Below are 21,209 nucleotides of genomic sequence, written 5' to 3'. Positions count from 1 at the left end.
TGAGAGGTCTCAATGAACTCACGGGGCCCGAAACCACTTCCCCGCAAGGCGTGGCTGGCCTACCTGATCATCGGCCTGACGATGGTCGGCGGCTACTACCTGATCCCCGCAGAGGGCTTCGGCGTGTGGGGACGGCTGCTCACCTACTGCCTGCTGACGTCCTCGGCGGCGGTCGCGGTGTTCGTGGGCCTGTTCCGGTACCGGCCGCGCGTGTGGGTGCCGTGGCTGCTGCTCGGGCTGAGCCAGGTGATCTACGCCAGCGCGGACGCGACCTTCTACATCTCGCACTACATCTTCGGCAAGACCGGCTTCCCCGGCTACGCCGACCCGATCTACATCAGCCACTACCCGCTGGTGGTGGCCGGTCTGCTGCTGCTGATCCGCAGGCGCAGCCCCGGCGGTGACCTGCCCGGCCTGCTCGACGCGGCGGTGCTCGCGGTGGTCGCGGCGATGCTGACCTGGCTGTACCTGATCGGGCCGCCGACGGTGTCCAACTCCCCGGCGCTGACCAGGGCGTTCCTGATGACCTTCCCGCTGATGGACCTGGTGATGCTGGCGGTGGGCCTGCGGCTGCTGCTCGGTCCGGGTCAGCGTCCGGCGGCGTTCTCGTTGTTGTGCGCCAACCTGTTCGGGATCTTCGCGGCGGACACGATCTACAGCCTGATGCGGCTCGGCGAGAAGTACTGGGTCGGCAACTTCATCGACGCGATCTGGCTGGCGGGCAACCTCGCGCTCGGGGCGGCGGCGCTGCACCCGACGATGACGCAGCTGGCCGATCGCGCGCCGACCGTGGACAAGCACCTCGGCCCGTCGCGGATCGCGGTGCTGATCGGCGCGGCCCTGGTCGCCCCGGTGACGCTGCTCGTGCAGAACGCCAACGGCTCGATGCACGACATCCCGGTGATCGCGATCGCCTGCGCGCTGCTGTTCCTGCTGGTCATCGCCCGCTTGGCCGATCTGGTGTCCGATCAGCGGCGGCTGGCCATCACCGATCCGCTGACGAAGCTGTACACCCGGCGGTTCTTCGAGGCGCAGCTGCCGTTGGAGGTCGCCCGCGCCCAGCGCAGCACCACGGCGTTCGCGGTGCTGATCATCGACGTCGACCACTTCAAGTCGATCAACGACCACTACGGGCACCCGGCGGGCGACCAGGCGCTGATCGAGATCGCGGCGCGGCTGCGCAAGGCCACCCGGGCGGGTGACGTGCTGGCGCGCTACGGCGGCGAGGAGTTCGCGCTGCTGGCCCGCGACACCGAGCTGGAGGAGCTGCCCAGGATCGCCGAGCGGTTGCGGCACCAGGTGGCCAGCAGCCCGATCGCGGTCTCGGAGGAGACCTGGCTCGCGGTCACGGTCTCAGTTGGTATCGCGGCCTATCCGCTGCACGGCACGCGGCCGGACGAGCTGATCGCGGTCGCCGACCGGGCGCTCTACTCGGCCAAGGCGCGCGGGCGGGACCGGGTGGTGATCGGTACCGCGCCCGAACTGGGACCGGGTCTCGGCGAGCACACCGGCATGATCGACTACCTCGGGCACCTGGCCGACGAGGTGGACTCGATGCTCTCCACCTACGAGCACAGCAGGGCGATCGCGCGGTGGGCGCGGCTGATCTCCGCCGAGCTGGGTCACGACGAGGCCGGGGTGCGCTGCGCCGAACTGGCCGGGCGGCTGCACGACGTCGGCAAGATCGTGATCCCGCCGGAGGTGCTCGGCAAGCCCGCGCGGCTGTCGGAGCAGGAGTGGGAGCTGATGCGCCAGCACCCCGACAGCGGCTACCGGATGGTGGCGGCGGTCCCCGGCTGCGACGTCGTCGCGGAGATCGTCCGCCAGCACCACGAGCGGCCCGACGGCACCGGCTACCCGCGCCGGCTGCGCGACTCCGAGATCCGGATCGAGGCGAAGATCATCTCGGTCTGCGACGCGTGGGCGGCGATGCTCTCCGACCGGCCGTACCAGACGGCGCTGAGCGAGTCCGAGGCCCGCGAGGAACTGCGTCGCGGTTGCGGAACGCAGTTCGACACGGCCGTGGTGAACCTGTTCCTGGAGTTGCAGGAGAAGGGCACCGTCGGAGATCTGCGTCGACTGCGCTCGCGCTCCGCCGCCAGACCATCGCAGAGGACGTCCTTCACCGGGGGTTAAACCGGGAGTACTCGCCGAAGGCCCACTTCGGCATCGCGAGCCCGGTGAGTTCCACGACCCGGTCGAGCTCGAAGTGGACGGTGCGCTGGTCCCAGTCCGTGCCGGCGCGGCCGGTGAGCTGGAGCGTGGCACCGCGTTCCCAGTCCAGGAACAGCAGTCCGGCGCGGGGGTCGAGTTCGAGGTTGCCCAGGGTCATGAACATGAAGTTGCCGACGTAGTCCGGCCAGCTGAGCCGCCGCTCGTCGGTCACGGTGACGAATCCGGGGTTGCCGCCGCGGTGCGATGTGTCGGCGCCCAGACAAGGCGCGAGCGTGGCGATGAAGAAGGTGTCGGCAGAGGCGATCCACGCCCGCTGCGCGGCGTCCAGCTCGGTCGCCGAGCGCGCGCCCGGGGCGGCGGGCGCGGTGTCGTCGTCGTCGTCGATGACGGTGCGGGTCTGGATGTACTTGGGGCAGTTGGCGTAGACCTGCTCGGTGTGCAGCACGAGCGTGCCGCCGGACTGCCGCGCCCTTCCGTTGATCCGCATCCGCCGCCGGGTGGCCGGTTCGATGGCCAGCACGCCGATGTCGCGCTCGTCGTCGAAGGCGGTGGCGAGCGGGTCCTGGGGAAGCGGCTTCCGGTCCACCAGGACGGTCCGCTCCCCCTGCGCGCGGACGAAGCCGGGCGGTCCGGCGACGGGGCTCGCCCACACCGCGCCCTCGTCGTCGGCGGCACCGAGTACCACTAGGCGCTGAGTGCTGAGGAACTCGGCGGCCACCGCCGGGATGTCCGGGCCGACCCGCGCCGAGCCCAAGGGGCGGGTGACACCGGCTCGCGACTGGAGCACCTGCTCGCCGGGGTGGCGCATCAGAAGAAGCCGCAGGTGGGCGCACCCGAGGTGGGTGCGGCGGCGGTGTCGGCTCCGCTGGGCGCGTAGATCTCCAGCCGGGTTCCGTCCGGGTCGTGGAAGAACACGCCACCGGAGGAGGCGCCCTCGCCGTGCGGCACCACGCCGTCGTGCAGGATCTCGACCCCGAGTTCGCGCAGGGTGCTCTCGGCGCGACGCACGTCGGCGATGTCGGGGACCTCGAAGGACATGTGGTGCAGCCCGGGGCGGTCGGTGGCGAAGACCCCGCCGCTCTGCTGCCAGAGCGTCACCAGCAGCGCTCCGTCCCTGCCGAGGAAGGCGTAGCGGCGGTCGGCCTCCGCGCTGGAGCCGAGCACGTCGACGCCGAGGACGCGGCGGTAGAAGGCGGTGGAGCGGTCGAGGTCGGTGACGTTGATGCCGACATGCCCGGCCTTGAGGGCTGGTGCGCCCATCGGGTCCCCCATTTCTAACGGTTGCATGCATTGCTTGCGTTAGAGTGACCCTCACACTGCTTCTAACGCTTGTCAACGTTCAAAGCGTTAGAAGCAGTGCGGACTAGCATCGGGCGGACGCCGGGACGGGGAGGGCACGTGAGCACCGAGGAGATCGCGTACCTGCTCCCGGCGGAGCCGCTGCCGATCCGGCTGATGAACACGGTCTGGGCGGACCGCGACGGGCGCCACGACGACCTGGACACGGCGCGCGGCCTGGAGGAGTGGCTCGCCAAGTCCGGCATCGCCACGGAGTCCGCGCTAGACCTCGCCGCGTTCCGCCGCCTGCGCGACGCGCTGCGCCGCATCGCCGCGCACGTGACAGCCGACGAGCGGCCCACGGCGGATTCGGCGGTGCAGGACCTCGACACGGCGATCGCTGAGCTGAACTCCGTCGCCGTGGCCAGAACGCCGCTGCTGGCCCGGCGCGGCGCGGATCTCGCGCTGGAGTGGACGAGCCCGGCGCAGGGCGCGAGCCACGCCCTCTCAGTGCTCGGACTGGCGGCGGCGCGCCTGTTCACCGAGGACGCGGACGCGCTGCGCGCCTGCCACGGCCCGGGGTGCGTGCTCTATTTCAGCAAGGACCACCCGCGCCGGGGTTGGTGCTCCCCCGGGTGCGGCAACCGCGCCCGGGCCGCCCGGCACTACGAGCGCCACCGCTCCTCGAAGTCGAACTGAGCCCTGTGTCGCGGGGGTTGGGGCGTCTTCAAGACCACCAAACCCCCCTGTTGATCATCGTTAACCGCCGGTCCTGGTCGTCGATCGTGGGCGGTCGTGACGAAGACTCTTGTTCGTGCTCGACACCGGCAAGTCCCGCTGCGCATCCATTCACGCGTTCGGGGTGCATCGGTAGCTCTGTGTCGTTGGGTGCTTCAGAGGCGTTCGACGCGGTCGGCCTGCGGGCCCCGGTCGCTCTGACGCACCGCGTACCGGACCCGGTCACCCTTCTGCAGCGGTTCCGACCCCATGATCACGGACACGTGGGCGAAGAGATCGTCGCCGCCTGCGTCCGGGGTGATGAAGCCGAAGCCGCGGTCGTTGTCGTAGCGCGCGACGACGCCCTCGCCACCTCGCACGGGCACGTCCCGCGCCGCAGGCGCCGACCGCTGCGGCGCCGCCTGGGGCTCGGCGCCCCGGACCAGGTGCACGTCGCGGGCCTGCGGGCCCTTGTCCCCACTAGCCACCTCGTAGGCGACGCGGTCGCCCTCCGCGAGCCACGTCAGCCCCTCGGCCAGGGACCGGGCGTGAACGAAGACGTCCCCGGCGCCGGAGTCGGGGTTGATGAAGCCGAAGCCCTTGTCCTCGTCGTACCAGGCCACCGTGCCGTCGGCACCGTCCGCGAGACCAGCCGCAGCGGGTGAGCCGGCCCCCGCTCCCAGCGGGATCACGTGCGCGGCCTGCGGGCCGCGCTCGCCTTCGACGATCAGGAAGGCCACCCGCTGCCCCTCGGTGACCACGCCGCCGGTCACGATGGCGGAGCTGTGCACGAAGACGTCGGCGCCGCCGCCGTCCGGCGACGCGAAGCCGTACCCCTTGCCCGGCTCGTACCAGTTGACGGTGCCGAGCAGGCCCACGGCGCTGCCGGAGCCCGCATCGGCGGTGACGCGAACGCGCAGCGCCTGGGGCCCGCGGTCGTTCTCGCCGACCTCGAACACGACGGCCTGACCCTCGCGGAGCACTTTCGCGCCGCCGTCCCCGACGATCTCGGAGGCGTGCACGAACACGTCCGGCGAGCCGTCCTCGGGCGCGAGGAAGCCGAAACCTCGTTCGGCGTCGAACCAACGGACGGTTCCTTGCAGCATCAAAGGCTCCAGGTCGAGAGGGCGGGCACTGGCCCCCAGTCTCTCTGACAGGCCTCCGGTCCGTCGGGCCGGGCCCTCAGGCGGGCGGTGCGGAGCCAGGGGCGGGCCGTTGGTTCACCTGGCGACACGCCTAGTCGGCCAGGTCGGCGAGGGTGTTCCAGAACTGGTGCTCGTAGTGCTGGAGGAGGCGGATCTGGTCGTCCACGGCTTCGCCGGTCCAGCCTGACGCGATGCCTGCCGCTACGGCTGCCGTGGCGAACTGAGCGCCCGAAGGGTCAGGGTCGGCGAAGAGGTCGAAGAAGCCGCAGCCCTCGTCGTCGAAGCCGTAGTGCTCGCGCAGGCCACGCGACGCGGAAGCGCAGTAGCCGCCCCAACCGCCGAAGCCCGCGACCAGGGTCACGAGCACGTCGAGCGGGTCGCCGTTGAGCGCGAGCGAAGCGACGTAGGACGGGTAGGACTGGCACCCAGGCTGAGTTTTGTAGGCGCGCACGGCGTCGGCATCCAGGCCGCAGTGCCGCGCGAGCACGGCGACGCGCTCCAAGGCGACGGCCTCCCCGGCGGCGAGGCCGGAGAAGAACTGCCGGGCGTTGGGCTCCTCGGCGCGCGCGGCGAGGGTGAGGAAGGCCCGCCAGTCGCTGGTGATCACGCGGTGCTGCTCGGCGGCGAGCGCGCCGATGGCCGACAGGGGCGCCTGTCCGCTCTCGATGAGGCGGATCAGTCGGTTCTCGCCGCCGGCTTCGTCGAACTGCCGTTGGGCCGCGGCCAGCCGTGCGTCTGCCGATCCGGTCATCGCCTGCCATCTCCCTGAACCGTTGCCGTGCGGGAATCTCGCGAAGGCAGCGTATGTCAGCCGGGACGCGGACTCCCGCCGAAGGTCTGCCTTATCGAAGGATTCACGGGCCAGCGCCACCGAATTGGCTGTTGACCGGCGGTCCCCGCGCGACGAAGGCTGAGACGTCCGCTGAAAGGGGTAATCCGTGCAGCCGTTTCCCGACGACAGCGTCGAATTGCTCGAACTGGTCTCGCGCTACCAACAGAAACTGCTCACCGCGCCGCCGGACCAGCTCGTCCGCCCGGAAGCGACCGAGTCGGGTCTGCCGCCGGGTGATCTCGCGCTCCCGGAGGACGGGATCGGCGCGGACTCGGCGGTGACCGAACTGTCGGAACGGTTGCTGGACACGGCGATCCGTTCTGCCGGGCCGCGTTTCTTCCACTTCGTGATCGGCGGTGTGACCCCGGCCGCGCTGGCGGCGGACATGCTCACGTCCACGGCCGACCAGAACACGGGCATGTGGGTCAGCTCGCCGATCGGCGCGCACACGGAAGTCCTTGCGCTGCGGTGGTTGCGAGAACTCTTCGGTTTGCCGGTGGAGTGGGCGGGCGTGATCACCTCCGGCGCGACGATGGCGAACTTCGTCGGGCTCGCCTCGGCACGCCGGTGGTGGGGCGCGGAGCACGGGGTCGACGTGGACGTCGAAGGCCTGTCCGGATTGCCGCGAATTCCCGTTCTGGCGAGCGGACATCTGCACTCCAGCGCGGTGAAGTCCTTGGGAATGCTGGGGATCGGCCGCTCCTCCGTGCGCTTCCACCGCAACGACGACGGAAGCGTCGACCTGGCGGGCATGCGCGCGGACCTGGCCTCGCTCGGCGGCGCCCCGGCGATCATCTCCGCGAGCGCGGGCGAGGTGAACGCCGGGGCCTTCGACCCGATCGAGGAGCTGGCCGACCTCGCGGAGGAGTTCGGCGCGTGGCTGCACGTGGACGGCGCGTTCGGGTTGTTCGCCGCGCTCTCCGAGCGGACGCGGCACCTCGTCGCCGGAGTGGAACGGGCGAACTCGGTCGGCTCGGACGGGCACAAGTGGCTGAACGTGCCCTACGACTGCGGTTTCGCGTTCGTGCGGCACCCGGAGCTGCTCGGGCCGATCTTCAGCAACACCGCCGCGTACCTGCCAGGAGTGGATCTGGAGCGGCCGAACTACGGCAACCTCGGGCCGGAGAGTTCGCGCCGCGCAAGGGCTTTCGCGGTGTGGGCGACGCTGGCCGCCTACGGTCGCTCCGGCTACCGGAGGATGGTGGAGCGCCACCTCGACCTCGCGCAGCACCTCGCCGAGCGCGTCCGCGCCGAGCCTTCGTTGGAGCTGCTCGCGGATGTTCCGCTCAACATCGTGTGCTTCCGCTACCACCCCGACGACGTCGCCGAGGCGGAGCTGGACGCGCTGAACACCGCGATCGCCGCAGAGGTGATCACCGACGGGCGCGTGCACTTCGGCTCGACGACCTATCGCGGCATGGTGGCGTTCCGGCCCGCCATCGTGAACTGGCGGACCGGAACCGCCGACATCGACCTGATCGTCCAGGTCGTGCTGGAGCTAGCCCAGCGCGTGCGCGAGGTCGGCCCATAGGTCCTCGGCGTGCTCGATGCCCACCGACATCCTGATGGTGCCCTCGGTGATGCCCGCCGCCGCCAGCCCGGCCGCGTCGAGCTGCCGGTGCGTGCTCGTGGAGGGTTGCAGCACAAGGGTTTCCACGCCGCCGAGGGAGGCCGCGAGGGTCGCCAGCCGGACGCGTTCGAGGAAGCGGACCGCGGCGTCGTGGCCCTCGGCGATGTCGAAGCTGATCAGCGAGCCGAAGTCGCTGAGCAGCTTGGCGGCGATCCCGTGGTCGGGGTGGCTGGCCAAGCCCGGCCAGCGCACCGTGCCGACGGCGGGGTGCTCGGCGAGGCGCTCGGCGAGCACGCGCGCGTTGGCGCACTGCTTCGCTTGGCGCAGCGGCAAGGTCTGGAGCCCGCGCGCGGTCAGCCAGGCCGCGAACGGGTCCGCCGAGGCGCCGTAGTCGAGCACCTGGTGCCAGGTCTGGCGGTAGAGCTCCTCCTCGGCGAACACCGCGACGCCGCCGATGACGTCGGAGTGCCCGCCCAGGAACTTGGTGCTGGAGTGCACGACGACGTGCGCGCCGTGCTCCAGCGGGCGGCACAGCAACGGCGACGCGAAGGTGTTGTCCACCACCACGGTCAGCCCGGCCCCGCGCCCGATCCTGGCCAGCTCGGGCAGGTCGTTGACGCGCGTGGTGGGGTTGGCGATGGTCTCCAGGTAGAGCAGCTTGGTGTTGGGGCGCAGCGCTTCGGTCAGCTCCTCCGGCGAGCCGGAGATGTAGGTGACCTCGACGCCGAAGCGCTCGGAGAGATCGCGCAGCACGGACACGGTGCCGCCGTAGAGCGCGCTCTGCGCGACGACGTGGTCGCCGGAGCGCAGCCGGGCCAGCAGCACGGCGCTGATCGCGCCCATGCCCGACGCGGTGGCCAGCGCGGCGACCCCGCCTTCGAGGTCGGCGACGGCGTGCTCCAGCGCGCGCGTGGTGGGGTTGCCGTGCCGGGTGTAGGAGTAGGCGCCGTCCGGAACGGAGAGCGCCTCGGCGAGGCTCGCGCTGTCGGAGAACGCGAACGTGGAGCTCTGGAAGATCGGCAAGCTCATCGGGCGGACCCCGTCGAGCTGCGGTGCGCGGATGTGCACGGCACGGGTGCTGGGGTCGACTGGTGCATGATCAGCGTCGTACGGTGGCGATGAACCCATACCTGTGAGCTTCACGACCGGGCCCGGTTGAACGGCAGCACCAATCTGGGCCAATTGGTGTGCCGAATGAGAAACCTGTCCTGCGAGGACCTCGTGACACTGCTGGGCCGCTGGTCCGGTGGTCGCGGCGCGCTCTACCTGTTGCTGGCCGCGCGGTTGCGCGCGCTGATCGACGACGGGCAGCTCGCGGCGGGCACGGCGCTGCCGACCGACCGCGCGCTCGCGCTGGCGCTGGCCGTGGGGCGCAGCACGATCATCTCCGCCTACGACGTGCTGCGGCAGGAGGGCCGGATCGTCCGCAGGCAGGGCAGCGGGACCCAGGTCGCCGACACCCGCGCCCCCTCGGCCCCGACCGGCGCGGAGGGCAGCATGAACACGCTGTTCCTGCACCTGCTGGAGCCGCCGGACGACGTGGTGCAGCTGGGCTGCGCGGCCCCGACCGCGCCCCCGCCGGAGCTTGCCGAGGCCTACCACAGGGCCATGACCAGGTTCTTCGAGCCCGACATCGGCTACCACCCCGCCGGGCTCGGCGAACTGCGCGCGGCGATCGCGCGGCGCTACACCGCGCGCGGGGTGCCGACGGGGCCCGAGCAGGTCATGATCACCACGGGCGCTCAGCAGGCGTTGTCGTTGATCACCACGACCTTCCTCACCCCGGGCAACGGCGTGGTGTGCGAGACGCCGAGCTACCCGGGGGCGCTGGAGCTCTTCCGCGACGCCGGGGCGGTGATCAGCGCGGCGGAGTGCGGTCCGGGCGGGCTGGACCACGAGGAGTTCCTGCGGCTGCTCGCCGACGAGCGCACCCGGTTGGGCTACCTGGTGCCCACCCACCACAACCCGACCGGGGCGGTGCTGCCGCCGTTGCTGCGGCGGCGGATCGTGCTGCGCGCCGCCGAGCTGGGCGTACCGCTGGTGGAGGACGAGGCGCTGGCCGAACTGGGTTTCGACGGCACCGTGCCGCCCGCGCTGGCCGGCTACGCGCCGGACGGCGACATCCTCACCGTGGGGTCGCTGAGCAAGCTGGTGTGGGCCGGGCTGCGGATCGGCTGGGTGCGCGCGCCCGCGTCCCGGATCTCGCGGCTGGCGCGGGTGAAGGCCCTGCACGACATGGGCAGTTCGGTGCTCCCGCAGCGCGCGGTGCTCGAACTGCTGCCGCACCTGCACGAGGTGCGGGCGCGCCGGGTGGCGCAGCTGCGCGACCAGCACGACCAGCTGCGCGAGCAGCTCGCGCTGCGGTTGCCGGACTGGGAACCGATGCCGGTGACCGGCGGGCAGAACCTGTGGGTGCGGCTGCCGCACGGCAGCGCGTCGGCCTTCGCCCAGACCACGCTGCGCCAGGGGATCGCGCTGCTGGCCGGTCCCGGGTTCTCCGCGCGCGGCGACTGCGACGACCACCTGCGCATCCCGTTCCTCGCGCCCGCCGAGGAGCTGACCGCCGTGGTGGACCGGCTGGCCTCGGCCTGGCAGCGGTTCTCCGCTAACAGAGCTTCATCGGTAGTTGGTGAAGTATTGACGACCTCGCGGACGCCGACCAAGGTCTGAGGCATCGCGTGTCGGTTCACCTGGAGGTCACCGATGTCCGTTTCCCCTGCCTTACGGGTCAGCACAGCGTTGGCGGTGGCCGCCGCGCTCGTGCTGCCCAGTCCCGCCGCATCGGCACTTGACGGCAGCCGTCAAGCAGACTTCGCCTCGGCCGCCAAGGAGTTCGGCGTCCCGGAGAACGTGCTGCTGGGCGTGTCGTTCCTGGAGTCGCGGTGGGACACCAACGCGGGCGCGCCGAGCCGGGGCGCGGGCTACGGCCCGATGCACCTGACCGACGCCGCCGCGCTCGACGTCGACGAGCACGACCACCACGGCTCCGACGCCGAGGACCCGCGCGGCGACCTCAGCCGCCCGCTCACGCCCGCGGACGGCGCGCCCCAGCAAGGCGTTCCCGCCGAGCTGCGCACGATCGAGGCCGCTGAGCGGCTCACCGGCGTCGACCGCGCGGTGCTGCGCGGCAACGCCCGGCAGAACATCCGGGGCGGAGCAGCTCTGCTCGCCTCGCACCAGCGCGAGCTCGGCAGCTGGTACGGCGCGGTCGCGAAGTACAGCGGCGCCAAGGACACCGCGACCGCGAAGCGCTTCGCCGACGACGTCTTCGAAGTCATCCGCACGGGCGAGGCGCGCACCACGGACGACGGCCAAGCGGTGCGGCTGGTCGGCGCGGACCTCAAGCCGGACACCGGGATCGTGGACCGGATGGGACTCAAGCCCAGTGCGCCCAACGAGGCCGAGTGCCCGCGCGAACTCGGTTGCGAATGGCTGCCCGCCGCCTACGAGCACCACACGCCGAGCAACCCGGAGAAGTACGGCAACCACGACAAGGCGAACCGCCCCGTGGACATGCCGATCAAGTACATCATCATCCACGACACCGAGGGCTACTGGGACACCACGCTCCGGCTGATCAAGGACCCGAAGTGGGCGAGCTGGCAGTACTCGCTGCGCTCCTCCGACGGCCACATCGCCCAGCACGTCAAGGCCAAGGACGTCGCGTGGCAGGCGGGCAACTGGTACGTCAACACGCACTCGATCGGCCTTGAGCACGAGGGTTTCGCGGCGAAGGGCACCTGGTACACCGAGGCGATGTACCGCACGTCCGCGCGGCTCGTGCGGTACCTGGCGCAGAAGCACGGCGTGCCGCTGGACCGCGCGCACATCCTCGGCCACGACAACGTTCCCGGCGTCTCGCCCGCCAAGGTGCGCGGCATGCACTGGGACCCGGGTCCCTACTGGGACTGGGCGCACTACTTCGACCTGTTGAAGGCGCCGTTCACCCCGCGCGGCGGTGACCGCTCCGGCATCGTCACGATCAAGCCGGACTACGCCACCAACCACCCGCCGATGTTCGGCTGCGACGACAAGAAGCCCGCCGAGCCGTGCCCGACCCGTGGCACCTCAACGGTCTTCTTGCACACCGAGCCGCGCGCGGACGCCCCGCTCGTCAAGGACATCGGGCTGCGCCCCGACGGCAGCAACTCCACGCGCCAGGTCAGCGACATCGGCGCGCGCATCGACACCGGCCAGCGCTTCGCCGTCGCCGGGCGCTCCGGGGACTGGACCGCGGTGTGGTACCTCGGCCAGAAAGCCTGGTTCCACAACCCCTCCAGCGCTCCGACCGCCGTTCCCGGAACCGGGTTCGTCGTGACACCCCGGCCCGGCCTCGCGTCCGTGCCCGTGTTCGGCGTCGCCTACCCCGAGGCGTCGGCCTACAAGGGCACGGTCGTTCCCGTGCAGGTCCCGGAACCGTTGCAGTACACCATGTTGCCCGGCCAGCGCTACGTCGCAGGCGACCTCGCGGTGCCCTCGGAGTACTACTTCGCCAAGGAGTGGAACGGTCCGCGCGTCGTCGTGCGCGGGCACGAGCGGTACTACCAGGTGTTCCTCGGCCACCGCATCGCCTACGTGAAGGCGGCCGACGTGCACGTGCTCCCCGGCCCCATCGGCGCCCCACGCTAAAACCCTGAACGGGTCGTTCAGTGCGCTCAACGCACCAAACGACCCGTTCAGTGCGTTCAACGCGTCAAACAAGCCGTTGGCGCGCGTCACCGCTCCCCGAGCCGTCGCCGCACACCCGCATCCCCACACCCGCTCGCGCCGCCGCTTGAGCCCTGAATGACTCATTGAGGTACTTGAGCGCCCTGAATGAGTCATTCAGGGCGCTCAACGCACCGAGCGGGCCATTGGGGTCAGCGGGAGTTGAGGAGGTCGGTGACGATCCGCCCGACCTGTTCGGCCTCAATGAGCAGGCCGTCGTGGCCGTAGTCGGAGCGCACCACCTGCAACGGCCCGGCGGTCGGGATGTGGTCGGCGATGAACTGCTGCTGCTCCAACGGATAGATGCGGTCGCTGTCCACGCCCGCGACCGCGACCCGGGCGGTGACCCTGCCGAGCGCGGCCTCGACGCCGCCGCGATCCCTGCCGACGTCGAAGCTCGTCATCGCCCGGGTGAGCGCGACGTAGCTCCCGGCGTCGAAGCGGTGCGCCAGTTTCCGCGCGTGATGGTCCAAATAGGACTCGACGGCGAAGCGGTCCTCGCCGGGCTGGCGCGCGTGGCCGAAGCGCGCCTCCAACTCGGCGGGAGCGCGGTAGGTGGTGTGCGCGATCCGCCGGGCCAGGCTGAGCCCGAGGTGCGGGCCGACCGGCTTGTCGTAGTAGTCGCCGTCGTGCCACCCGGGATCGCTGTAGATGGCGCTCAACTGCGTGTAGCACCAAGCGATCTGCTCGGCCGAAGCGACCGCGGTGCCCGCGAGCACCAACGCGGATTCCACCCGATCGGGTTGGTCGACGATCCACTCCAGCGTCCGCATGCTGCCGAGGGAGCCGCCGATCACCGCGGCCCAGCGGCGCACGCCGAGCGCGTCGGCCAGGTGCACCTCGGCGCGCGTCATGTCCCGCACGGACAGCTCGGGGAACCTGCTGCCCCACGGTTTCCCTTGCGGGTCAAGGGAAGACGGCCCCGTGGTGCCCTGGCAGCCGCCGAGTGCGTTGGTGCACACGATGAACCAGCGCTCGGGGTCGACGGCGCGCCCCGGTCCGACCAGTTCGCTCCACCAGCCCGGCGTGGGATGTCCCTCCCCCGCCTCGCCGATCACGTGGCTGTCCCCGGTGAGCGCGTGCTCCACCAGGATCGCGTTCCCGCCGTCGGGCGCGAGGGTTCCCCACGTCTCGTAGGCGAGCCTGCCGCCGAGCAGGACCCCGCCCGACTGCAACGGGAACGGGTCCGGCAAGGCGAAGAACTTCCGCTGTCCGGGGTGGTCCCCCTCCCGCCACGCGGCCGTGACGGGAAGGGGAGCCGAGATGTCCGGGCGCACCAGGGTCATTGACGCAACGCCGCCTTTGCCGCGCGAAAACCCGAATCCAGATCGGCTTTCAGGTCTTCGACGCCCTCGATGCCGACAGCGAGCCGCACCAACCCCGGGGTGACCCCGCTGGCCAGGCGTTCCGCTTCGGAGAGCTGACTGTGAGTGGTACTCGCGGGGTGGGCGACCAGGCTGCGCACATCGCCGATGTTGACCAAGTGGCTGAACAACTCCAACCCATCCACGAACGCGCGACCCGCTTCCACACCACCGCGAAGCTCGAAAGCTACCACCGCCCCCGCACCGCGCGGCAGGTACCGCTGCGCAAGATCGAACCACGGACTGGTGGGCAGGCCCGCGTAGTGCACCACCTCGACCTCGTCCCTGGCCGCGAGCCACTCCGCGAGGGCCTGCGCGTTGGCCACGTGCCGCTCGATGCGCAGCGACAGCGTCTCAATCCCTTGCAGCAGAAGGAAAGCGTTGAACGGCGAGAGCGCGGGCCCGAGATCGCGCAGCCCCTGAACGCGAAGTTTCGCCGCGAAAGCCCCGTGTCCGAGCGCAGGCCAGTACCGCAGGCCGTTGTAGCTGGGGTCCGGCTCGTTGAAACCGGGGAAGCGGTCGGGCTCCAGGCCGAAGTCGAACTTGCCGCCGTCCACCACGACGCCGCCGATCGCGGTTCCGTGCCCGCCCAGGTACTTCGTGGCCGAGTGCACCACGATGTCCGCGCCGTGGTCCAAGGGCCGCAACAGGTACGGCGTCGGCACGGTGTTGTCGACGATGAGCGGAACGCCCGCCGTGTGCGCGATGTCCGCGACGGCGGTGATGTCGAGGACGTTGCTGCGCGGGTTGGCCAGCGTCTCGGCGAAGAAAGCCTTGGTGTTGGGCCGGATCGCGGCCCGCCACGCGGTGAGGTCGTCGGGGTCGTCGACGAAGCTGACCTCGATGCCGAGCTTGGGAAGCGTGTAGTGGAACAGGTTGTAGGTGCCGCCGTAGAGGGAGGCGCTGGAGACGATGTGGTCACCCGCGCTCGCCAGCGTCAGCACGGTCAGCGTCTCCGCCGCCTGCCCCGAGGCCAGCGCCACCGCGGCGACCCCGCCCTCCAGCGCGGCGAGCCGCTGCTCCAGCGCGTCCTGGGTCGGGTTGTTGATGCGCGTGTAGATGTTGCCCGGCTCGGCGAGGCTGAACAGGTTCGCCGCGTGCTCGGTGTCGCGGAAGACGAACGAGGTCGTCTGGTAGATCGGCACCGCGCGCGCTCCGGTCGCGGGGTCGGCCTGGGTGCCGGAGTGGACCTGCTTCGTCTCGAACGACCAGTTTTCGGGCATGGCTGTACTCCTCAACGGGATAAGCGAGAAAAGGGCGCGCGAAATACGCGCGAGAAGAGGAAGGAGGGTCGGGGCTCAGCCCGCGAAGCGGCGACAGCCCATGCTGTTCACGCGGAGAAGGTCCACGTGCAGACGCCGTACCAGTCCGGTCACGCTGCGCAGACTAACAGCGGCACTCAGCGTCGGCCCACGATGTGAGAGCTTTCTTGACCGCATTCCCGGAACACCCCGACCATGGCGACGTGCTCCTCACCAAAAGGCGTCACGTCGACCTGTGCCGGTCGACCACATCGCGCTGTCCGGCCTGACGGAATTCCCTTTCCCCGTCAGCCATTCCCGCCAGCCTTTGTCAGGAGCGCGCATGTCCCTGTCCGAAGTCATCGACGCCACCCGCGACGCCGTCACCGACGACGTGAACCGGGCGACGGTCACCTTCCGCACCACCAACGCCCTCGTCCCCGGCACCCCGACCCAGGTCAGCGTCGAGGCGCGCGGCCACGGCTTCGCCGTCGACGAACCCGCCTCGCTCGGCGGCACCGACGTCGCCCCCAACCCGGTCGAGTACGCCCTCGCCGCGCTCGGCTCCTGCCAGGTGATCACCTACCAGTTCTGGGCGGCGCGACTGGGCATCCGCGTCGACGGGATCTCCGTGACCGTGGAGGGCGACCTCGACGTGCGCGGCTTCTTCGGCTTCTCCGAGCACATCCGGCCCGGCTTCACCGCGATCCGCGTGCAGGTCTCGCTGACCGGCCCCGAAACCCGCGCCCGCTACGAGGAACTGCGCTGGAACGCCGACCGGCACTGCCCCGTGCTCGACCTGTTCCGCGCCGAGACCCCCACCCGCACGGCACTGGCCGTGTAGTCAGCACTCGACTCAGGTGTCTGCCCAAGTCCATCGAGGTTTGCCAGGTGCGCAAACCAGTGCGGACTAGCCTGTTCTGACGGTCAAGCGTCCGCACAGGGGGTCCGGTGGCTCTGGTTCGACGAAGCGCGCAGCAACTGCTGCCCGAGGCACAAGCAGGACGTCTGCACCTCGAACTCGCCGAGAAGGCACGGGTCAGCTTCGAGTCCGGGGTCGGCACGTCGGAGATCCGGTCATGGGAGAAGAGCCTGCCGGTGTTCCTCGCGGACGTTGTCGACGCCGGACTCGGTCACGTCGAGGTCCTGCTCGAGCACCGGCTGCCGCACAACCCCAAACGAGTCGACGTCATCCTGTGCGGCACGCACCCGAAGCGGGGCACGCCCTCCTACGTCGTCGTCGAACTCAAGCAGTGGTCCACTGTGGACGAAACCGACGGCGACCTCGTCGTCATCCCACGCTACGGCCAGCCGGTGCTCCACCCTTCTGCCCAGGTCCGGGGCTACTGCGAGTACCTCATCGACTCGACCCCCGCGCTGGCCGAGCGCCCCGGCGCGCTGCACGGCTTCGCGTACCTGCACAACGCCATGAAGAGCGGAGTGTGGCGGATCTCCAACTACGCCTTCGACGAGTACGGCCTGTACACGTTGGACACGAAAGCGGAGATGCTCGACAAGCTCAGGCAACTGCTGGACACCGCTGCTGGCACGCGTGACGCGGCACGCCATGCTGCCGAGGAGTTCCTCTCCTTCAAACACGCTCCCTCCAAGCCACTGCTCGACCGGGTCGCGGTGGAGGTCAAGGAGCGGGAGCAGTTCGTCCTGCTCGACGAGCAGCAGGTCGCCTTCAAGTTGGTGAAGCAAGCCGTCGAACGGGCTCGCGTCTCCAAGCAGCAAACCGTGGTCGTCATCCTCGGCGGCCCCGGTTCAGGCAAGAGCGTCATCGCACTGAGCCTGCTCGGCGAGCTGGCCAGGCAGGGGCGGCGGGTCTACCACGCCACCGGCTCGAGCGCGTTCACAAAAACACTGCGGAAGCTGGTCAAGGACCGCACTGGCGCGATCTTCAAGTACTTCAACAGTTTCACCAAGTCTGAAGAGCAGTCGCTCGACATGATCGTCTGTGACGAGGCGCACCGCATCCGGGAGACGAGCTCCAATCGCTTCACCCCCGCAGACGTCCGTGCCCGGGGCCGCCGCCAGGTCAACGAACTGATCGACGTCGCGCGTGTGCCGGTCTTCCTGCTCGACGAACACCAAGTGGTGCGTCCGGGGGAGATGGGCTCGCTCGTGGAAATCACCGCAGCGGCCGAGGCGCTGGGATGCCGGGTCGACGTCGTCCGGCTGTCCGGGCAGTACCGCTGCGGTGGCTCGGAGTTCTTCGACGCCTGGGGTGCCGGGTTGCTCGGAACGGGAACGCGCCAACCCACGACCTGGTCGTCGCTGGTAGCGGAGACCGACGACAAGTTCCTCGTGCGCAGCGCGGACTCGCCGGAGGAACTCGAGCAGTGGCTGCTCGATCGGCAGCAGGAGTTCGGGGGCACCGCCAGGATCGCGGCGGGGTACTGCTGGCGGTGGAGCGCCCCTGCCAGCAGGGACGGCGTCAAGGTACTGGTCCCGGACGTGAAGATCGGTTCGTGGCAGCGCCCGTGGAACGCCAAGCCGGACGAGAAGGTCGCGGACGCACCCGAGTCGCACTACTGGGCGAGCGACCCCCGCGGCTTCAGCCAGGTCGGGTGCGTCTACACCGCCCAGGGGTTCGAGTACGACTGGGCGGGAGTGATCTTCGGACCGGACTTCGTCCGCAGGGATGGCTCGTGGGTCGCCGAGGCCAAGCACTCCCACGATCCCAACGTGAAGCGGGCCGACAGCGCGCACTTCCACTCGCTGATCAGGAACACCTACAAGGTTCTGCTGTCCCGGGGCATGCGCGGTGTCTGCCTGTACTCCACGGACCCGGAGACCCAGGACTACCTCCGCAAAATGACGGACTGAGCACCTACTTCGCGTACTCGCGGAGGTACTCGGCCGTTTCCTCATCGACGGAGTACACGCACACGCCACGGAGCGCCCGGGTGAGCAGCACCTTGTAGGCGTTGAGGATCAGCCGCGCGGCCGATCTCTCGACCGCGCTCTGGCTTCCCCTCAGCTCTCTGAAGGCGCTGCGATCGTGGGACTTCCCGGGCTGCGCGCGCCACGTTCCGCGCCGGACGACGAGGTCCTCGCCGAAGATGACACCTGCCCAGTCGTACTCGAACCCCTGGGCGGTGTACACGCATCCGACCTGGCCGAAGCCCTTGTCACCGAAGGACCAGTGCGACGCGGACGGTGCGCCCTCGACCGTGAACTTCTGCTTGGCGTTCCATGGACGGCACCAGTCGCCGATCTCGATGTCGTTCGCCAGCCTTCCGTCCTTGGGGTCGGTCCAGGGCCAGCAGAACCCCGCAGCGATGCGGGCGGTGCCCGCGAGGTTCTTCTCCTGACTGCGCAACCAGTCCTCCAGGGCGCGCGGAGTCGGCTTGAAGCGCACGGCGAAGTCGTCTTCCTGGCCGACAACGAGGTCGGACCACGCGATCGGGCCCTCGTCGGTGAGACCGAGCAGCCGCAGGACCCACTCGTCGAAGAGCGCCGACCCCCCGTAGCGGAACTGTCCTCTGAGTTCGATCTTGACAAGGGCGCAGTCGTTGTTCGCGGCGGCCTCGGCGATCCGTTCGACCGTCCCGATCTCATTGGGCCGCACCGCTTGGTGCTCGTCGAGCAGGAAGACCGGCACCTTCGCGACCTTGATCAGGGAGTCGATCTGGCTCTCTCCTCCGGTGCCGGTGTTCCTGACCCGGTGGGCCTCGTCGCAGATCAGGACTTCAAGGTCGTTCTCCGTGTACTCGCGGAAGTCGAAGAAGTACTTGAAAAGCTCCTGTGCCCGGCCGGTTTCCCGCGTGGTCACCTTGCGCAGTGACTCTGTGAACGCCTTGGAGCCCGTCGCGTGCATGACTCGTCGTCGTTGGTGCGCCAAGGTGTCCATCAAGCTCAGGGCGAGCGCGCTCTTTCCTGAACCAGGTCCTCCCACCACCACGACGACCTTCTTGCGCCCCTTGCCGTCCTGGTCGTCCAGCTCGCGGAGAACGGTCCTGAACGCGATCTGCTGCTCGTCCAGCAGCACGAACCGATCGCGGCGGCGGATCTCCTGTCCCGAGAACCACAGCATCGGCCCGCTCGGCGCGGCCACCGCCGACATCAGAGCCTTAGCGCAGCGCTCAGCCGCTTCCGCCAGCCCCGGCGCTCGGTCGAGGACCCCGCCGAGCCGGTCCATCAGCTCCGCACGCTGGTTGCTGAAGTAGAGACCCGTGTACGCGTCACCGGAGTCGCGCGCTGGCGCGACCTCGTTGTGCAGGTAGGCCACGGCATGGACCATGTCCGAGCAGCGAGCGAGCGACGGCACGAAGTCCAGCAGGTATCGGCGGTACTGGGAAACCTGCTCCAACGGGTCGAGCCGAACCTCACCAGATGTGCCGAACCCAGCGAGTCCCCCGTCAAGGAAGGCGACGTCGGTCCACTGCTTCAGTTCGACCAGGACGTAGGAAGGAATTCCGCTCTCGGGGCTAAGACCGCACAGCACCAGATCGATGCGCCTCGAGCTGTACGGCAGTCGCCGCTCGGCCAGGACATGGACAGCACCGAAGCCCTCCTCGACCAACTGACCGAGGAACAGCCAGAGACTCTTTTCCCAGGACCGCTTCTCCCCGTCTTCTGCGGAGATCTTCGCTTGGCGCGCGCCCGCGCTCAACAGGCGCGCGAGTTCCTCCGCGCCCAAGTCCCACAACGCACGAACGCTGCCCACCGCGTGCTGCACGTCTCCCCCAAGATGTCGGCTTCTCCCCTGCCGCCGATCTTGTCACTCGGCTGGGCGACAGTTTGCGGGAGGCGCAAACTGCCCCACGGGAGAACACCCGAACCCCGGGCTCAGCGGCGGGCCTTGGCCTTCGCCTTGGTGCGGCGGCGGCGCTTGCGCTTGGCGGGGGCCAGGACCGCCTCGGCGATCGCCACGCCGAGCGAGGCGATGCCGAGCTGGATGAGCAGCTCGATCCAGTCGATGCCGGGGGTCTCGCTGAGGTTGAACATGCCCGCGAGCAGCGTGCCGACCAGGGCCGAGCCGATGCCGACGAGCGCGGTGAGCCAGAGCGGGATGCGCTGCTTGCCGGGCAGCACGATCCGGGCCGTTACCCCGATGACCACGCCCATGACGACGGCGCTGATGACGACCGAGACCGACACGTTCTCTCCTTCGAAGCTGTGCAGGGATGATCAGCTTCTCAGACCCCACCGACAGAACTTTTGCTAGCGTCCAGCCGTGACCGACTCCCGCGAAGTGCTGACCCGCCCGGCGCCGGGGCCGGACAGCTCGGTGCCCTACGGCGAGCACCCGGACCACGTCGCCGACCTGTGGTTCCCGCGCGGCGACGGGCCGTTCCCGGTCGCGGTGGTGATCCACGGCGGCTTCTGGCGCGCGGAGTACGACAGGGTGCACGCGCGCCCGATGTGCGCGGCGCTGCGCGATGCGGGCTACCTGGTGTGTGCGCCGGAGTACCGCCGCACGGGCGCGGGGGGCGGCTGGCCGGGCACCCTCGACGACACGGAGGCCTGGCTCGAAGCGCTGCCGGAGCTGTTGGGGTCGCGCGCCGACACGAGCCGGATCGGGCTGATCGGGCATTCGGCGGGCGGGCACCTGGCGCTGTGGGCGGCGACCCGCGCGGAGGTGAAGGGCGTGGTCTCGCTGGCGGGCGTGTGCGACCTGGAGCTGGCGTCGCGGCTGCGCCTCGATGAGGACGCGGTGGGCACGCTCCTCGGGGGCACACCGGAATCGGTGCCGGACCGCTACGAGGTGGCCAACCCGGTGCGGCTCACCCCGACCGAGGTGAAGACGGTGCTCCTGCACGGAGACGCCGACGACATCGTTCCGGTCGAGGCGAGCCGCACCTACGCGGCGCAGGCCGGACCGCTGTGCGAACTCCGCGAACTCCCCGGCACCGGCCACTTCGCGGTGATCGACCCGCTCTCGTCCGCCTGGCCCGCGGTCCTCCAGGCCCTGGCCGACGTCCTCGCCTAGGCCCTGTCCTGCAAGTGGTTGCGCTGTGCATTCCGGTCACGGTGCCGCCGAGGGTTGGGGTGTCTTCAAGACCTGCAAACCCCTCTGTTGATCATCGCTAACCGCCGCAAACCCAGCGGTCTTGCGGGGTTGGGTGGTCTTGAAGACCGGCAAACCTGATGACTTACCGGACAGGGCCTAGTGTCCTGAGTCAGGAATTCTGTTCAGATAACTGGCTAGGCGGTGAAGGATCTGGTCTG

18 protein-coding genes are annotated in these 21,209 nt (G+C 69.9%); 9 read left to right on the top strand and 9 right to left on the bottom strand.

What is annotated here, in order from left to right:
• Positions 1 to 12 precede the first annotated feature (12 nt).
• The gene (locus ABD798_RS19510; protein WP_344876814.1) at positions 13 to 2,136 is read left to right on the top strand and encodes a bifunctional diguanylate cyclase/phosphohydrolase; all 2,124 of its coding nucleotides are present in this window, start codon (positions 13 to 15) and stop codon (positions 2,134 to 2,136) included.
• Here ABD798_RS19510 and ABD798_RS19505 read toward each other — a convergent pair.
• On the bottom strand, positions 2,123 to 2,983 hold the full coding sequence (locus ABD798_RS19505) for a pyridoxamine 5'-phosphate oxidase family protein (protein WP_344876812.1): 861 nt from the start codon (positions 2,981 to 2,983) through the stop codon (positions 2,123 to 2,125). The genes ABD798_RS19510 and ABD798_RS19505 overlap by 14 nt on opposite strands.
• Positions 2,983 to 3,435 carry a VOC family protein gene (locus ABD798_RS19500; protein WP_344876810.1) on the bottom strand — a complete coding sequence of 151 codons (453 nt, stop codon included), beginning with the start codon at positions 3,433 to 3,435 and terminating at the stop codon, positions 2,983 to 2,985. Before ABD798_RS19500 ends, ABD798_RS19505 begins: the two co-directional genes overlap by 1 nt.
• A 138-nt stretch (positions 3,436 to 3,573) precedes the next feature.
• Here ABD798_RS19500 and ABD798_RS19495 point away from each other — a divergent pair, with 138 nt between their 5' ends.
• Positions 3,574 to 4,152 (top strand): CGNR zinc finger domain-containing protein, encoded by a 579-nt coding sequence (locus tag ABD798_RS19495; RefSeq protein ID WP_344876808.1) that lies wholly within the window; start codon positions 3,574 to 3,576, stop codon positions 4,150 to 4,152.
• A 194-nt stretch (positions 4,153 to 4,346) separates the two neighbouring features.
• On the opposite strand, the gene ABD798_RS37230 is transcribed toward ABD798_RS19495, so the two are convergent.
• Together ABD798_RS37230 and ABD798_RS19475 are read right to left on the bottom strand one after the other, a co-directional pair.
• Positions 4,347 to 5,276 (bottom strand): cold-shock protein, encoded by a 930-nt coding sequence (locus ABD798_RS37230; protein ID WP_425549241.1) that lies wholly within the window; start codon positions 5,274 to 5,276, stop codon positions 4,347 to 4,349.
• Positions 5,277 to 5,406: 130 nt separating this feature from the next.
• Entirely contained in the window at positions 5,407 to 6,066 is a 660-nt protein-coding gene (locus ABD798_RS19475; protein WP_344876806.1) for a transcriptional regulator, read from the bottom strand.
• A gap of 187 nt (positions 6,067 to 6,253) precedes the next feature.
• Here ABD798_RS19475 and ABD798_RS19470 point away from each other — a divergent pair, with 187 nt between their 5' ends.
• On the top strand, positions 6,254 to 7,678 hold the full coding sequence (locus tag ABD798_RS19470) for a pyridoxal phosphate-dependent decarboxylase family protein (RefSeq protein ID WP_344876804.1): 1,425 nt from the start codon (positions 6,254 to 6,256) through the stop codon (positions 7,676 to 7,678).
• On the opposite strand, the gene ABD798_RS19465 is transcribed toward ABD798_RS19470, so the two are convergent.
• Positions 7,646 to 8,845 (bottom strand): trans-sulfuration enzyme family protein, encoded by a 1,200-nt coding sequence (locus ABD798_RS19465; protein ID WP_344876802.1) that lies wholly within the window; start codon positions 8,843 to 8,845, stop codon positions 7,646 to 7,648. The genes ABD798_RS19470 and ABD798_RS19465 overlap by 33 nt on opposite strands.
• Before the next feature lie 66 nt (positions 8,846 to 8,911).
• On the opposite strand from ABD798_RS19465, the gene ABD798_RS19460 reads away from it, so the two are divergent.
• Together ABD798_RS19460 and ABD798_RS19455 are read left to right on the top strand one after the other, a co-directional pair.
• Positions 8,912 to 10,387, top strand: a complete 1,476-nt coding sequence (locus tag ABD798_RS19460; RefSeq protein WP_344876800.1) for an aminotransferase-like domain-containing protein — start codon at positions 8,912 to 8,914, stop codon at positions 10,385 to 10,387.
• A 33-nt stretch (positions 10,388 to 10,420) separates the two neighbouring features.
• Complete coding sequence (locus tag ABD798_RS19455; protein WP_344876798.1) at positions 10,421 to 12,346, top strand: N-acetylmuramoyl-L-alanine amidase; 1,926 nt, start codon at positions 10,421 to 10,423, stop codon at positions 12,344 to 12,346.
• Between the two features lie 230 nt (positions 12,347 to 12,576).
• Here ABD798_RS19455 and metX read toward each other — a convergent pair whose 3' ends face one another.
• Together metX and ABD798_RS19445 are read right to left on the bottom strand one after the other, a co-directional pair.
• A complete protein-coding gene (metX, locus tag ABD798_RS19450) occupies positions 12,577 to 13,710 on the bottom strand; it encodes a homoserine O-acetyltransferase MetX (protein WP_344876796.1) in 1,134 nt (377 codons plus the stop codon).
• Positions 13,707 to 15,011, bottom strand: a complete 1,305-nt coding sequence (locus ABD798_RS19445) for a bifunctional o-acetylhomoserine/o-acetylserine sulfhydrylase (RefSeq protein ID WP_344876794.1) — start codon at positions 15,009 to 15,011, stop codon at positions 13,707 to 13,709. The genes metX and ABD798_RS19445 overlap by 4 nt, the downstream gene beginning before the upstream one ends.
• Positions 15,012 to 15,205: 194 nt before the next feature.
• Here ABD798_RS19445 and ABD798_RS37225 point away from each other — a divergent pair, with 194 nt between their 5' ends.
• From ABD798_RS37225 to ABD798_RS19435, 3 genes are all read left to right on the top strand, one after another.
• Complete coding sequence (locus ABD798_RS37225; RefSeq protein WP_425549240.1) at positions 15,206 to 15,319, top strand: putative leader peptide; 114 nt, start codon at positions 15,206 to 15,208, stop codon at positions 15,317 to 15,319.
• Between the two features lie 53 nt (positions 15,320 to 15,372).
• The gene (locus tag ABD798_RS19440; protein ID WP_344876792.1) at positions 15,373 to 15,873 is read left to right on the top strand and encodes an OsmC family protein; all 501 of its coding nucleotides are present in this window, start codon (positions 15,373 to 15,375) and stop codon (positions 15,871 to 15,873) included.
• Between the two features lie 107 nt (positions 15,874 to 15,980).
• A complete protein-coding gene (locus ABD798_RS19435; RefSeq protein ID WP_344876790.1) occupies positions 15,981 to 17,861 on the top strand; it encodes a DNA/RNA helicase domain-containing protein in 1,881 nt (626 codons plus the stop codon).
• A 4-nt stretch (positions 17,862 to 17,865) separates the two neighbouring features.
• On the opposite strand, the gene ABD798_RS19430 is transcribed toward ABD798_RS19435, so the two are convergent.
• Together ABD798_RS19430 and ABD798_RS19425 are read right to left on the bottom strand one after the other, a co-directional pair.
• Positions 17,866 to 19,704 (bottom strand): DNA/RNA helicase domain-containing protein, encoded by a 1,839-nt coding sequence (locus ABD798_RS19430; protein ID WP_344876788.1) that lies wholly within the window; start codon positions 19,702 to 19,704, stop codon positions 17,866 to 17,868.
• 122 nt (positions 19,705 to 19,826) lie between these two features.
• Entirely contained in the window at positions 19,827 to 20,138 is a 312-nt protein-coding gene (locus ABD798_RS19425; protein ID WP_344876786.1) for a GlsB/YeaQ/YmgE family stress response membrane protein, read from the bottom strand.
• A 76-nt stretch (positions 20,139 to 20,214) separates the two neighbouring features.
• On the opposite strand from ABD798_RS19425, the gene ABD798_RS19420 reads away from it, so the two are divergent.
• Positions 20,215 to 20,970, top strand: a complete 756-nt coding sequence (locus ABD798_RS19420; protein WP_344876784.1) for an alpha/beta hydrolase family protein — start codon at positions 20,215 to 20,217, stop codon at positions 20,968 to 20,970.
• The last annotated feature ends 239 nt before the right edge of the window (positions 20,971 to 21,209 follow it).

It is taken from the genome of Allokutzneria multivorans, assembly GCF_039537405.1.
Classification (GTDB): Bacteria; Actinomycetota; Actinomycetes; order Mycobacteriales; family Pseudonocardiaceae; genus Allokutzneria; species Allokutzneria multivorans.
Note: the sequence above shows the minus strand (reverse complement) of the source record. Positions and strands in the feature narration are given on the sequence as shown.

Coding starts and splice junctions, on each gene's coding strand:
- ABD798_RS19500 (WP_344876810.1), bottom strand. CDS start 3,435: ATGGGCGCACCAGCCCTCAAGGCCGGGCATGTCGGCATCAACGTCACC.
- ABD798_RS19505 (WP_344876812.1), bottom strand. CDS start 2,983: ATGCGCCACCCCGGCGAGCAGGTGCTCCAGTCGCGAGCCGGTGTCACC.
- metX (WP_344876796.1), bottom strand. CDS start 13,710: ATGACCCTGGTGCGCCCGGACATCTCGGCTCCCCTTCCCGTCACGGCC.
- ABD798_RS19475 (WP_344876806.1), bottom strand. CDS start 6,066: ATGACCGGATCGGCAGACGCACGGCTGGCCGCGGCCCAACGGCAGTTC.
- ABD798_RS19455 (WP_344876798.1), top strand. CDS start 10,421: ATGTCCGTTTCCCCTGCCTTACGGGTCAGCACAGCGTTGGCGGTGGCC.
- ABD798_RS19465 (WP_344876802.1), bottom strand. CDS start 8,845: ATGGGTTCATCGCCACCGTACGACGCTGATCATGCACCAGTCGACCCC.
- ABD798_RS19510 (WP_344876814.1), top strand. CDS start 13: ATGAACTCACGGGGCCCGAAACCACTTCCCCGCAAGGCGTGGCTGGCC.
- ABD798_RS37230 (WP_425549241.1), bottom strand. CDS start 5,276: ATGCTGCAAGGAACCGTCCGTTGGTTCGACGCCGAACGAGGTTTCGGC.
- ABD798_RS19460 (WP_344876800.1), top strand. CDS start 8,912: ATGAGAAACCTGTCCTGCGAGGACCTCGTGACACTGCTGGGCCGCTGG.
- ABD798_RS19440 (WP_344876792.1), top strand. CDS start 15,373: ATGTCCCTGTCCGAAGTCATCGACGCCACCCGCGACGCCGTCACCGAC.
- ABD798_RS19445 (WP_344876794.1), bottom strand. CDS start 15,011: ATGCCCGAAAACTGGTCGTTCGAGACGAAGCAGGTCCACTCCGGCACC.